This window comes from Nocardia sp. NPDC003979 (assembly GCF_053605015.1).
In genome coordinates, this window is record NZ_JBSGIJ010000008.1 from 150646 (window position 1) to 164032 (window position 13387).

Here is a 13387-nt window from a genome sequence, read left to right on the forward strand (position 1 = left end):
CCGAAACATGGGAGCAGGCGAAAGATGACGGTCTCGTCGGAAATGTCGAGTGCGGGCTGGGCGGCGGGAATGCCACCGAGTTTGCGCGACGATCTCGCGACACTCGAGGAGGCGTATTTCCGACACGTCGACGCGGGGGACGTGGATTTTCCGATCACCGGGATCACCCAGATCTTCCGCCACCACATGGAACTCGCCGCCGTGCGGCAGCCGGGTAAGGCCCTGGTCCAGGTGCATCATCCCGACGACGGGTCGGGCATGGGCGCCGCCGTGCAGGTGGTGACCGACGATATGCCGCTGCTGGTCGAGTCGATCACGGCGGCGCTGGGCCGCATGCAGGTGAGCGTGAGCGAACTGATCCACCCGATCTTCGAGGTCACTCGCGACGCCGACGGCACGCTCGTCGGCGCGGCACCGCACGAGGTGGACGGCAACGGCGCCGAGGGGCTGGCCGAGTCGTGGATGCATCTGCAGTTGCACCCGTCGACCGAGCGGGCCCAGCTCGACGAGATCGAACGCACCCTGCCCGAGGTGCTCGCCGACGTGCGTCAGGTGATCGACGACACCGAGGCGATGGTCGCGGCACAGAGTTCGCTCGCCGACCATCTCGACCGGACCGCCGCGGCGAGCACCGCGCCCTTCCCGTCGGTCGATCTCGCCGACTGCGCCCAGCTGCTGCGCTGGCTGGCCGCCGGGAACTTCACCCTGCTCGGCTACACGCGCTACCAGCGCACGACCGAGAACGGCCACACCGTCTCCGCGCGGGTTCCGGGCACCAGCCTCGGTGTGCTCCGTCCCGATATCGGCACCGACTTCCAGGTGCCGATCAACGGTGGTGACCGCCCGCTGCTGATGCTCACGCAGGGCTTGGTCCGCGCGACCGTGCACCGCTCGGTGTACCCGTACTTCATCGGGGTCGCCGACGTCGACGACGCGGGTGCGGTGGTCGGGGTGCATCTGTTCATCGGTGTGTTCACCGTGAGCGCCGTGCACGAGAACGTCCTCGACATTCCCGTCATCAATCGCCGCGTGCGCACGGCCATCGAGGCCGCGGGCTTCGACAAGGACTCGTTCTCCGGGCAGGCGATGCTCGAGGTGATCGAGTCGTTCCCGCGCACCGAACTGTTCTCCGCCGACACCGCCACCATGCGGCGCACCGCCGTCGCGGTCCTCGGCGTCGGTTTGCGCAGGCAGGTACGGCTGTTCCTGCGCTGCGACACCTACGGCCGGTTCGTTGCCTGCATGGTGTACCTGCCGCGCGACCGCTACACCACCGCGGTGCGGCTGGAAATGCAGTCCATTTTGGTGCGCGAACTCGGCGGCGTCGACATCGACTACTCGGCCCGGGTGAGCGAAAGCGAGCTCGCCAGTGTGTATTTCACCGTGATGCTGCCGCCCGAGGCCGCCGGTCAGGACGGCCCCGACACCTCCGAGGAGAACCGGCGCCGCATCCAGTCGCTGCTGAACGCGGCAAGCCACTCCTGGGACGACCGGATCGGTGACGAGGTCGCGTCGTCGACCGTGCTCGACCCCGCCGTGGTCTCACGCTATTCGAAGGCGCTGCCGGAGAGCTACAAGGAAGACTTCGCACCCGCCCGCGCCCTGGCCGACATCGCGCGCCTCGTGCAACTGTCCGAAGGTGGCATCGACCAGCACCTGTACCGCCGGTCCGAGGCCGCGCCCGGTTCGTGGCGGTTCAGTCTCTACATCGCCGGGCGTGGAGTGTCGTTGAGCCAGGTGCTCCCGGTGCTGCAGAGTCTCGGCGTGGAGGTCGTCGACGAACGGCCCTACCAGCTCGAACTCGACGGCGGAACCGAGCGCTGGATCTACGATTTCGGCTTGCAGGCCCGTCCCGAACTGCTGCGCAACGCCCTCGGCGGCGATCTCGACGCGGAGCTGCTCGAACACCCCGGCCAGGCAGACGGTCTGCGCGCCCGCTTCACCGAGGCGTTCGAGGCTGTCTGGTACGACCGTGCCGAAGCCGACGGTCTCAACGAACTCGTGCTGCGGGCAGGCCTGCCCTGGCGCTCGGTCGCCATCCTGCGCGCCTATGCGAAGTACCTGCAGCAGGCGGGTTTTCCCTACAGCCAGGTCAATATCGCCCGCGTCCTGCTCGCGCATCCGGAGGTGGCGCGCGACTTCGTCGCCCTGTTCGCCGCGCGATTCGATCCCGACACCGTCTCGGCCGAGCACGCCGCCGAACTGGAAACGCGCGTGCGCGCAGGCATCGACGAGGTGGTCAGCATGGATGCCGACCGCATCCTGCGCGCCATCCTCGGTCTCATCAAGGCGACCTTGCGCACCAACAACTACGTCGTCGACGCCGACGGCGCACCGCGCGGCTACCTGTCGCTGAAGGTGGAGCCGCGAGAAATCGCCGAACTGCCCAAGCCGCGACCGCAGTTCGAGATCTTCGTGTACTCGCCTCGGGTGGAGGGTGTGCACCTGCGCTTCGGTTCGGTGGCGCGTGGCGGTCTGCGCTGGTCGGACCGGCTCGAGGACTTCCGCACCGAGATCCTGGGTCTGGTGAAGGCCCAGGCGGTCAAGAACGCGGTGATCGTGCCGGTCGGTGCCAAGGGCGGGTTCGTGGTGAAGCGGCCGCCCGCCGCCACCGGCGACCCGGCCGCCGACCGTCAGGCGAGTATCGCCGAGGGCATCGACTGCTATCGCACCTTCATCTCCGGCCTGCTCGACGTCACCGACAATGTCGACCTGGCCACGGGTGCGGTACTGCCGCCCGAGCGGGTGGTCCGCCGCGACGGCGACGACACCTACCTCGTGGTGGCCGCCGACAAGGGCACGGCGAGCTTCTCCGACATCGCCAACGATGTCGCCAAGCGCTACGGCTTCTGGCTCGGCGACGCCTTCGCCTCCGGCGGGTCGGCAGGCTACGACCACAAGGCCATGGGCATCACCGCCAAGGGTGCGTGGGAGTCGGTGAAACGCCACTTCCGGGAGATGGGCATCGACACCCAGAGCCAGGACTTCACCGTGGTCGGCGTCGGCGACATGAGCGGCGACGTGTTCGGCAACGGCATGCTGCTCTCACGGCACATCCGGCTGGTCGCGGCCTTCGACCACCGCCACATCTTCCTCGACCCGAACCCCGACGCGGCCACGTCCTACGCCGAGCGGGAGCGGCTGTTCGCACTGCCGCGTTCGTCGTGGGCCGACTACGACCGCAGCCTCATCAGCTCCGGTGGCGGCGTGTTCGAACGGACCGTGAAGTCGGTGCCGATCTCGCCGCAGGCCAGGGCTGCGCTCGGCCTGCCCGACGCGGTGCAGGCGCTGTCGCCGCCGGAACTGGTGCGCGCCATCCTGCTCGCACCCGTGCAGTTGCTGTGGAACGGCGGTATCGGCACGTATGTGAAGGCCAGTACCGAGACCAATGCCGAGGTGGGCGACAAGTCCAACGACGCGGTCCGGGTGAACGGAGACCAGTTGCGCATCAAGGTGATCGGCGAGGGCGGCAACCTCGGCGCCACCGCGCTCGGGCGCATCGAGTTCTGCCGCGCGGGCGGCAAGATGAACACCGATGCCCTGGACAACTCGGCGGGCGTCGATTGCTCCGACCACGAGGTCAATATCAAGGTGCTGCTCGACGGCGTGGTGAGCGCGGGTGCGCTCGCACCGCAGGACCGCAACCCGCTGCTCGCCTCGATGACGGACGAGGTCGCGCGAATGGTGTTGCAGGACAACGTGGATCAGAACTTCCTGATCGGTATCGCCCGCACCGACGCGCCGCAGATGGCCAGCGTGCACGCGCGGGTGATCTCCGATCTCGAACAGCGGCGTGGTCTGGATCGTGAGCTCGAGGCGCTGCCGTCGGAAACCGAGTTGCAACAGCGGGAGGCGGAGGGCGTCGGTCTCACCTCACCGGAGCTGGCGAACCTGCTCGCCCACGTGAAGCTCGGCCTCAAGGCCGACCTGCTCGACACGGACCTGCCCGACAGCGCCGCGTTCGCGGGCAGGCTGCCGCTGTATTTCCCCACCCCACTGCGCGAACGGTTCGGTGCCGAGATCAAGAAGCACCGGCTGCGTCGCGAGATCGTCACCACGATGCTCGTCAACGAGGTGGTCGACTACGGCGGCATCACCTACGCCCACCGGCTCAACGAAGAGGTCGGCGCGACCACCTCGGACACGGTTCGCGCGTTCGCCGCGGCCACCGCGATCTTCCAGCTGCACGATGTGTGGTCGCGCATCCGCAGCGCCGACGCCCCCGCCTCGGTCTGCGACCTGCTCGAACTGGAATCCAAGCGCACCCTGGACCGGGCCTCGCGCTGGCTGCTGAGCAACCGCCCGCAGCCCGTCGCCGTCGGCGCGGAGATCAACCGCTACCACCGGCGGGTGCAGGAGCTGGCGCCGCAGGTGCCCGGCTGGTTGCGCGGTCACCACGTCACCTCGCTCACCCAGGGCGCGGCCGAACTCATCGCCCGTGGCGCACCGACCGAACTGGCCACCGAAGTATTCGGACTGCTCGGTCTCTTCCCGCTGCTCGACGTGGTCGACATCGCCGACATCACCGACCGCGACGGCGCCGAAGTGGGCGCGCTGTACTACGCGCTCAACGAGCACCTCAAGATCGATTGGCTGCTCGAGGCGGTGAGCCACCTCGAACGCGGCGACCGCTGGCACGCACTGGCCAGGCTCGCGCTGCGCGACGACATGTACGGTTCGCTGCGCTCGCTGACCCTCGATGTGCTGTCGGCGGGCGACCCGGAGGAGACGCCCGACGAGAAAATTGCATACTGGGAGTCGAAGAACCAGTCCCGGCTGGGTCGTGCGCGCGCTGCCCTGTCGGAACTGTTCGAGTCCGGGACCCACGACCTCGCCACACTGTCGGTCGCCGCGCGACAGGTGCGGAGCATGGTGAGCGGGGTGGGCGCCCAATCGGAGGTACCACGGTGACGAGTTCGCCGAACGGCAGCACCGCCGCGCCCGAAGCGCAGCTGGTTCTGCCGCAGCGTTTCCACGCGAAGGTCGAGATCCGCTGGTCGGATATGGACGTGTTCCAGCACGTCAACCATGCCCGCATGGTGACGTTGCTGGAAGAGGCAAGAATTCCGTGGCTGTTCGACGACGACAAGCCGACCGCGTCGATGGGCAGGCAGGGTTGTGTGCTCGTCGATCTGCATGTGAAGTACCGGGGACAACTGCGCCACGAGGACACCCCGCTCGACATCGCCATGTGGATCAAGCAGTTGCGCGCCGTCGACTTCACCGTCGGCTACGAGGTGCGGGCCAGTGGCGCCGCACCGGATTCGCCGCCCGCGGTCACCGCGACCACCCAGCTCGCGGCGTTCGACATCGACACCCAGCGGTTGCGCAGGCTCACCGACACCGAACGCGACTACCTGGCGTTGTGGCGGGCCTGATTTCGTGAGTTCCGAACAGCGCGTGCTGCATACGCCCGACCCGGCCGAACGCGAGAACCTGGCCACCTTCCTGTCGCGGGCATTGCGCTTGGACCAGGCGGCGGTGGTGCGGTTGCGCCGCCGCGGCTCGAGTCTCGTCTCCGCCTGGGTGGCCACGGGTTTCGAGACGCTGGCGGTGCGCACGATCACGGCTGAACTCGGCGTCGACGATGTCACCGTCGGCGCCGACATGGTGCTGGCCGGGCTCGGCACCGGGCATCCGATCGACCTCGGCTATTCGATGGACTCGGCTTGGCGCGGTGCGCTTCCGCCGACCGACGGCTTCGCCCACGTCGACGATGTGCCTGCCCGCGCGCTCGTCGAATTGGCCGAGCGCGGAGCGGATCTGGCGCGTGAGCACGGTGGCGCCCACGGGCCGCCTGCGTCCCTGCTCGACCAGTCGGTGCTCACGGTGACCGGCGCGGGTGATCTCGCGGTCGAGGTCCCGATGCGCGTCGTCTTCGCGCTCACCGCCATGGACTTCATCCCGCACGCGGGGGAGAAGGCCGAATCCCGGCGCATTCAGCCGACCGAACTGGTTCGCGTCCGCACCACCCGCACCTGGCTGCGCCTCGACGCCCGCTACGGTTCCGTCGCTCGCCGCCTGGGTGGCGGAATTCCCTTGTCGCCCAGCTGAACTCACACGCAGCAGCGCTCGACGCCAACCCGCAGGCACGCAGGTGCCGAATTCGACTCGAGCGCCATGCGAGGTGATCGGGCCGCGTCTTGCGATCGGTCGGTACTTTGCCGCCGGGCCGCGCTACGCCACCGGGCGGCACTCTGCCACGGGCCGGCATCTTGCCATCGGCCGGCGCTACGCCCCTCGGCCGATCGCGCGGCGCGGGTGGGGCTCGGTTCAGTGCACGCCGACGAGCCGAAGCAGTGCGGTCGTGGCGGCGGCGGCGATCACTGTGAGGAGCAAGGGCGCCCGTCGCCAGGCGAGCACACCGCCGACCGCCACCCCCGCGGGCAAGGCGACCCCGAGTTCCCCGGTGCCCGTCGGCAACGTCGCCGTAGCCACCAGCGCGGCCAGCAGAATCAACGCCCCGGTGTCGAGCAGCGCAATAGTGCGCGCCGACAACCGGATTCGATCCCGCAACGCCGGCCCCGCCCACCGCAACGCATAGGTGCCGACCGCCAGCGCCATCATCGCGGGCACCAGGTAGGGCGCGTTCACGACGCATCCCCGCGCGAGAACGCCGCAGCTGGGCGGCAATCCGAGTCGGCGGCGACCCACCCGCCCGGCCGCACGCCGGCACCCGCCGCGCCGACGCCTGCTACGCAACCATCGTCCACCGCTGAAACCACGCCCCGAGCGCCGACGTTCGCATGGCGAGCCGATCGGAGAGCTTGTGGTGCCGCCAAGGCTGTGGCGTCCGGTGCATGGGCTTCCGCATAGCCGGCCTCCGGGACGCGCTGTGGTGTCGCCCCCGCCGCGTCGACTTCCGCGCGGCCGACTCCACCGACGCTCTCCGGCTGTGCCGCTGAGGAATCCGACGGCTTCGCAGGCCGGGACGCCAGCACCAACCCGATCAGCGCGATCAACACCGGCAACCCGGCAGGCACGAATGGCGCGATCGCGACTGCCAGCCCGGCCCCGGCCAGTACCGGCCGCAGCGTCGCGCGATCACGCAGTGCGGGTAGCAGCAGCGTCAGCAGGATGACCGGGAACACCGCGTCCAGGCCGAGTGCGGAGGTGTCGGGGACGAGGGAACCGAGGGCGGCGCCGAGGGTCGCACCGAGCGGCCAGCACAGGGCGACTCCGATTCCGCAGGCCCAATACGCTGCACGCTTGCGTTCCCGAGCACCGGGTGCGGTCGCGAAGGCCACCGACTCGTCGTTGAGGACGTGGATACCGAACAGCCGACGCCAGCCGTGCCCGAACACATCGGGGGCGGCCAGCCCGTACGGCAGGTGCCGCGCGTTGAGCAGCAAGCCGGCGACCACGGCGGCGAGCGGGCTCCCACCGGCCGCGACGATCCCGAAGAACAGCAGTTCCGAGCCGCCGGCCAGCACCGTCACCGCGGCGACGATCGGCATCCACACCGGGAATCCGGCAGCGATGGTCGAGGCGCCGTAGGAGACGCCGAAGAGGCCGACGGCCAGGCAGGCCGCGGCCACAGCGGCGGCGGTCCGCCGATCGAGTGTTCGCCAAATCGAACGCATGTTTTTCATAGTGAACGCTGCGGGTCGGTAAAGTCAACGCGGAAACAGCTCCGGAGGAGGCGTTGATGGACCGGCAGGACCCGGTAGCCGGACCACCCCAAGCGGTGATCGCGGCGGCCCTGCGACGAGAACGTGCCCGCGCCGGCCTGTCGCTCACCGAGGTCGCCAGCCGCGCGGGTGTGGCGAAGTCCACACTGTCGCAACTGGAATCGGGCACCGGTAATCCCAGCTTGGAAACTCTGTGGGCGCTGTGCGTCGCCCTGGAGATGCCCTTCTCGCGACTGCTCGATCCGCCGCGCCCGAACGTGCAGGTGATCCGCGCCGACGAGGGTTCGCAGGTGCCCTCGGCCGACGCGGACTATCGCGTCACCCTGCTCGCGGCAGGTCAATCACACACGCGCTGCGATGTGTACCGGATCGCGGCCGAACCCGGTCAGATCCGTCGCTCGGAACCGCACACGCCCGGTGTGGTCGAGCATGTGGTCCTCGCGGCCGGTCATGCCATCGTCGGTCCCGCCGACGAGCCCGTGGAGATGCGCCCAGGTGACTATATCCGCTACCTGGGTGATCTCCCGCACGTCTTCGAGGCTCTCGAACCGGGCACGTGGGCCACGATGGTCATCGAGAGCGCCTGATCAAGCGGCCCCTTCGCCCAGGTACTGCAACCAGAGCGGGTCGAGGTCGGCGGTGGTCGACAGCAGCCGCCAGTGCGGGCCCTTGGGCGAGACCAGCGGATTACGCAGTGTCCAGCCCAGTTCGGTCAGCATCTTGTCGGCTTTGCGGTGGTTGCACGGCGCGCAGCTGGCCACGCAGTTCTCCCACGAGTGCTCCCCGCCGCGACTGCGCGGGATGACGTGGTCGATGGTTTCGGCTTTGCCGCCGCAGTACCCGCAGCGGTAGCGGTCGCGGTGCATGAGTGCCGCCCGGGTCATCGGCACCCGGGCGCGGTAGGGGACCCGCACATAGGTGCGCAGCCGGATAACGGAGGGGATGGCAACCGTCGCGCCCGCCGAATGCAGGACCGGGGCGGCGGGATCGTCGTGGACCGCGTCGGCCTTCGCGCAGATCAGCAGAACGACAGCGCGGCGAGCGGACAGTGCGGTGAGTGGTTCGTAGGTGGCGTTGAGAAGCAGCACCCGGCGTTTACGCCAGGCGGCGGCGTCGTGATCGCCGGCGAGATGCAGTGGCGCGGGGCGATGCGGCAGGTCGTGCAGACCGTGTGCGCCCGGATGGTGATCGGACAAGATGTGCAGCGGAACAGCCCCCGAGCCACGATTGTGGACGTCGGCGGGCTGGAGTTGTCGGTGCGCGCGCGCCTCGTGTGACCGGGCGCCTGGCCGCTGCTTCATTGTGTGACCTCAATTTCATGATTGGCAGGATCATGTGGTATCTGGGGTCGATACTGTCCCCCAGTTGACCACGGTTGAGCCCGTATTGCACGGTTATTTTTCAAACTTTCGGGTGAACTGTGATTGAAGGCCCGGCGCGCGCTCGGGGCACAATGGAGCGCGTGACTTCAGGTGAGCAGACAACGACCTCGTTCTACGACGCGGTGGGTGGCGCGGAGACCTTCCGCCGCATCGTGTCGGTGTTCTATCGCGAGGTCGCTGCCGACGAGATCCTGCGCCCGCTGTATCCGGAGGAGGATCTGGCGCCTGCTGAGCGCAGGTTGCGGATGTTCCTCGAACAGTACTGGGGTGGGCCACGCACCTACTCCGACGAGCGCGGCCACCCACGGCTGCGGATGCGTCATCATCCGTTCGTCATCGGGGCGCTCGAGCGGGACGCGTGGTTGCGTTGCATGCGGATCGCCGTCGACGAGATCGAGCCGTCGATCCTGGACGCCGAACACCGCAAGGCGATGCTGGACTACTTCCAGATGGCAGCGGCTTCGTTGCAGAACGCCCCGCACTGAGCTGGGGACGCCCGGGGTTCGCTGATGACGTCCAGGTAGCGACCCGATTTCGGACCTGCGGCCCGGTTTACCGCGATGTTTCCGTCCGGCGTGGCGAACGCTGGCGATTTGCCGGATTCGAAGAAAGTCTCGCGCCGCATGAATATTGTGGGCGTTCTTTGGCAATATTGCGGTTGTGACACAGACACCTGCCTCGCCGGTGCCGGGGGACAACAGCACCGCTCCGTGGTGGAAAACCGCCCTGTTCTATCAGGTCTATCCGCGTTCGTTCGCCGACTCCGATGGTGACGGAGTCGGCGATCTCGGCGGTGTGCGCGAGAAGATGGGCTACCTCGAGCTATTGGGTGTCGACGCGCTGTGGATCTGTCCGGTGATGCGCTCACCGCAGGCCGACGGCGGTTACGACGTGTCCGATCCCCGCGACATCGACCCGCTCTTCGGTGGCCTCGAGGCCCTCGACGAACTCATCGCCGAGGCCCACGATCGTGAGATCAAGGTCACCATGGACCTGGTGCCCAACCACACCAGCACCGAGCATCCGTGGTTCGCGGCCGCGCTCGAAGCCGCACCGGGCAGCCCCGAACGGGCCCGCTACATCTTCCGCGACGGTCGCGGCGAAGACGGCGCCGAGCCGCCCAACAACTGGCCGAGCATCTTCGGTGGCCCGGCCTGGACCAGGATCACCGAGCCCGACGGCACGCCGGGCCAGTGGTACCTGCACATCTTCGCCCGCGAACAACCCGACCTGAACTGGGACAACCCCGACGTCGCCGCGGATTTCGAGAAGACGCTGCGGTTCTGGCTCGACCGCGGGGTCGACGGTTTCCGTCTCGATGTGGCCCACGGCATGGCCAAACCTGAGGGCCTGCCCGACATGGCGCGCGTCGACACCAAGATGCTGGTGCACGACGACGACGATCCCCGCTTCAACAACCCCGGTGTGCACGCCATCCACCGCCGCATCCGCACCGTGCTCGACGACTATCCGCATGCGGTGTCCATCGGTGAGGTGTGGGTCGACGACAACGTGCGCTTCGGCGAGTACGTGCGTCCCGACGAACTGCATCTGGCGTTCAACTTCCGGTTGGCCGAGGCGGCCTTCACCGCCGAGGACGTGCGCACCGCCATCACCCATTCGCTCGAGGCGGTGAGCGCGGTCGGCGCCCCACCCACCTGGACCCTGTCCAACCACGACATCGAACGCGAGGTCACCCGCTACGGCGGCGGCAAGACCGGGGTGGCGCGGGCGCGGGCGATGATGATGGTCGAATTGGCGCTGCCGGGCGCGGTATTCGTCTACAACGGCGCAGAGCTCGGGCTGCCCAATGTCGACGATCTGCCCGAGGAGGCGCTGCAGGATCCGGTGTGGGAACGCTCCGGCCACACCGAGCGCGGTCGCGACGGGTGCCGGGTGCCGATTCCGTGGGAGGGCAGTACGCCGCCGTTCGGTTTCACCACGGGCACGCCGTGGCTGCCGCTGCCCGCCGAGTGGGCCGACCGCACCGTCGAAGCCCAGCTGGAAACCCTGCATTCGACGTTGTCGCTGTACCGCCTGGCGATCGATCTGCGCGGTACCCGTTCGGAATTCGCGGGCGACCGGATCGACTGGTACGGCAGTCCGGCCGGATGTCTGGCGTTCCGCAGGCCGGGTGGGCTGGTGTGTGTGCTCAACGCCTCGGACGGGCCGATTCAGCTGCCGCCGGGGGAGTTGCTGCTGTCCAGCGCTCCGGTCGCCGACGACCGCCTGCCCGCGAACGCGGCGGCCTGGTTGGTCTGACACGCGCGTTTCCGACGGCCGGAGGATGAACTACTACAGAGCATCGTCTAACGTTTCACTCGTGAGCATTCTCGAGACAGTGCTGATCTTCGTCGGCATCCCGGCCGCGATCTACTTCGCGATCGCGGGTTTGTCCTATCTCGGTAAGCCACTGCCCGGTGAGAAGCCGGCCCACTTCGAGCTCGGGCAGAAGTGGACCCACCCGCCGGTGCTGTGGAGCGCTACCGACGAGGTGACCGCTGCGTCCGGTCACCACCACGCCGAACCGCATGGCAGCCATGCGGTTCTCGAACCCGCGCACGCGGAGCTGATCGGAGGCCGGGCAAGTGGCAAGTTCTAATTGGCCCGCGGTTGTCGAAGCCGACCTGCCGCACGGGTACGCGCTGACCAGCAGTGGCCGCGTCTCCGGTGTGCACGAGCCCGGCACGGTGTTCGACGAGGTGCCGTTCACCGATCGTGAGCGGGTCGCCCTCGACAACGCGCTCACCGACGCCACCCGCGCCACGAAGGTGCGCTTCAACATCTACCTCGGCGACCTGGGTGCCGACCCGGCCGCCGGTGCCGACGCGCTGCTGCCGAACACCCCCGAGTCCGCCGACTCGGTGCTCATCGCGGTCTCGCCCAACCAGGGTGCCGTCGAGGTCCGCTCGGGTGCCGCGGTGGCCGAGCGCGCCAACGACCGCATCTGCCAGCTCGGCGTCACCGCCGCCCTGGCCTCCTTCCGTCAGGGCAACCTGATCGACGGGCTGATCTCGGCTGTCCGGGTGATGGCCGCCGCTATCGGCCGCTAGTCCCTTTCGCCGCGCACCGGCGCGTTCACCTGCAGAGGTGAACGCGCCGTTCGTGTTTCGGCGCGAAAAATTTTCGCGCATCGGGAATCAACCCGACGACTGTCGACTTCTAACCAGTGAAACAACTTTGACTGGTTAGGAAGTGGCGGGCATGCGGCGAGAGAATCTTGCCTGGGCGGGACTGGCGGCGATGACCGTGTCGTTCGGGCTGAACTTCACCATGGGGGTGTTCTTCGCGCCGACCGCCGCGTCGTACGGGGTGTCGTCGACGGCGCTTGCCGTGGCCGCCGCGCTGGGGACTGCGGTGACCGGGGTGGCGCAGCAGGGGATCGGGCGACTGCTCGATCGCTTCGGGCCCAAGATGGTGCTGACCGGTGGGCTCAGCCTGATCTCGGGCAGTTATCTCGTGCTCGCCACGGTTACCCAGACCTGGCAGTTCGTCGCCGCCTACATGGTGCTCGGCGGGCTCGGGTTCGCCTCGGCATCCACGCTCACCGTCACCACGCTGCTCGCGCGGGCGCACGGCGCGCAGGCGGGACCTGCGATGGCGCGGGCGGCGATCGGCATCAATCTGGGTCAGCTGGTGACACCGTGGGCGGCGACCGCGTTGTTCGAGCCGATCGGAGTGCGCGCCACCTTCGCCCTGCTCGGTGCGGTCGGCTTGGCCGTCACGGCCGTGTTGTGGCTGCTGCTGCCCAGCGATCGGCGGACCACCGGTGTGGCGGGTGCGGGGGAGTCGCTGGCCGATCGGTGGAATGTCTTGGTGGCGTTCGGATTACACTCCGCGACCCTCTATGTGGTTGTGCTGATGTTGCCCAAGCACGCGGTGGAACTGGGGTGGTCGGTCACCGGTGCGGGCAGGCTGGTCGCCGTCGCGGCGCTCGCGGCCGGCGTGACCTCCGCCGCGCTGGTCCCGCTGTTGCGCCGTCACCGGCCCGAAGATCTGCTGCGAATCCTGTTCGTGGTGCGGCTGTCCGCGCTGCTGCTCGCGGTGTTCGTGCCGGGGTCGCTGGTGCTGGTCGCGGTGCTGTTCGGTATCGCCTCCTTCCCGGTCATCCCGCTCACCATGGCCATCGTGTCGCGTGGACTCGATCCGGCGCGGATGGGCCGAACCCTGGCTCCCGCCTGGGTGATTCACCAGCTGTCCGCCGCCGCCGGGCTGGGTGTCGCCGCCCTGATCCACACCCTCACCGATAGCTACCGCGGCTATTTCGCGCTCACGGTGGTGTTCACCGTGGCCGCCGCTGTCCTCGTCGCACCGGTTCGCCGTCGCGAACCGGTCACCGTCTGAACCTCCGCAAAACCCATCGAGAAAGAGAGA

At 68.5% G+C, this 13387-nt stretch carries 12 protein-coding genes; 9 read left to right on the top strand and 3 right to left on the bottom strand.

Going from position 1 to position 13387, the window contains the following annotated elements; translation table 11 throughout:
* Window positions 1-24: 24 nt before the first annotated feature.
* The 3 genes from ACWEVR_RS18965 to ACWEVR_RS18975 are packed head-to-tail and all read left to right on the top strand — an operon-like array spanning window position 25 to window position 6054.
* The gene (locus tag ACWEVR_RS18965) at window positions 25-4911 is read left to right on the top strand and encodes an NAD-glutamate dehydrogenase (protein ID WP_452468004.1); all 4887 of its coding nucleotides are present in this window, start codon (window positions 25-27) and stop codon (window positions 4909-4911) included.
* 41 nt (window positions 4912-4952) lie between these two features.
* Window positions 4953-5378, top strand: coding sequence for a thioesterase family protein (locus ACWEVR_RS18970; RefSeq protein WP_067486948.1), 426 nt, complete (start codon window positions 4953-4955; stop codon window positions 5376-5378).
* 4 nt (window positions 5379-5382) lie between these two features.
* Window positions 5383-6054 (top strand): hypothetical protein, encoded by a 672-nt coding sequence (locus ACWEVR_RS18975; protein WP_067642432.1) that lies wholly within the window; start codon window positions 5383-5385, stop codon window positions 6052-6054.
* A gap of 219 nt (window positions 6055-6273) precedes the next feature.
* Here ACWEVR_RS18975 and ACWEVR_RS18980 read toward each other — a convergent pair whose 3' ends face one another.
* Together ACWEVR_RS18980 and ACWEVR_RS18985 are read right to left on the bottom strand one after the other, a co-directional pair.
* Window positions 6274-6594 carry an AzlD domain-containing protein gene (locus ACWEVR_RS18980; RefSeq protein WP_452468005.1) on the bottom strand — a complete coding sequence of 107 codons (321 nt, stop codon included), beginning with the start codon at window positions 6592-6594 and terminating at the stop codon, window positions 6274-6276.
* Complete coding sequence (locus tag ACWEVR_RS18985) at window positions 6591-7583, bottom strand: AzlC family ABC transporter permease (RefSeq protein WP_452468006.1); 993 nt, start codon at window positions 7581-7583, stop codon at window positions 6591-6593. Before ACWEVR_RS18985 ends, ACWEVR_RS18980 begins: the two co-directional genes overlap by 4 nt.
* 65 nt (window positions 7584-7648) lie before the next feature.
* Between ACWEVR_RS18985 and ACWEVR_RS18990 the strand changes: the two genes are divergently transcribed.
* A complete protein-coding gene (locus ACWEVR_RS18990; RefSeq protein ID WP_067486951.1) occupies window positions 7649-8218 on the top strand; it encodes a helix-turn-helix domain-containing protein in 570 nt (189 codons plus the stop codon).
* Here ACWEVR_RS18990 and ACWEVR_RS18995 read toward each other — a convergent pair whose 3' ends face one another.
* Window positions 8219-8932 carry an HNH endonuclease gene (locus tag ACWEVR_RS18995; RefSeq protein ID WP_452468007.1) on the bottom strand — a complete coding sequence of 238 codons (714 nt, stop codon included), beginning with the start codon at window positions 8930-8932 and terminating at the stop codon, window positions 8219-8221.
* A gap of 152 nt (window positions 8933-9084) precedes the next feature.
* Between ACWEVR_RS18995 and ACWEVR_RS19000 the strand changes: the two genes are divergently transcribed.
* From ACWEVR_RS19000 to ACWEVR_RS19020, 5 genes are all read left to right on the top strand, one after another.
* Window positions 9085-9498 carry a globin gene (locus tag ACWEVR_RS19000; protein WP_452468008.1) on the top strand — a complete coding sequence of 138 codons (414 nt, stop codon included), beginning with the start codon at window positions 9085-9087 and terminating at the stop codon, window positions 9496-9498.
* Window positions 9499-9673: 175 nt separating this feature from the next.
* Window positions 9674-11275, top strand: coding sequence for a glycoside hydrolase family 13 protein (locus ACWEVR_RS19005; RefSeq protein WP_452468009.1), 1602 nt, complete (start codon window positions 9674-9676; stop codon window positions 11273-11275).
* Window positions 11276-11336: 61 nt separating this feature from the next.
* The gene (gene ctaJ, locus ACWEVR_RS19010) at window positions 11337-11615 is read left to right on the top strand and encodes an aa3-type cytochrome oxidase subunit CtaJ (RefSeq protein WP_067486150.1); all 279 of its coding nucleotides are present in this window, start codon (window positions 11337-11339) and stop codon (window positions 11613-11615) included.
* Window positions 11602-12066: a DUF5130 domain-containing protein gene (locus ACWEVR_RS19015; protein ID WP_067486151.1), complete on the top strand. Its 465-nt coding sequence runs from the start codon at window positions 11602-11604 to the stop codon at window positions 12064-12066. Before ctaJ ends, ACWEVR_RS19015 begins: the two co-directional genes overlap by 14 nt.
* A 151-nt stretch (window positions 12067-12217) precedes the next feature.
* Window positions 12218-13357: an MFS transporter gene (locus ACWEVR_RS19020; protein WP_452468010.1), complete on the top strand. Its 1140-nt coding sequence runs from the start codon at window positions 12218-12220 to the stop codon at window positions 13355-13357.
* Window positions 13358-13387: the final 30 nt, after the last annotated feature.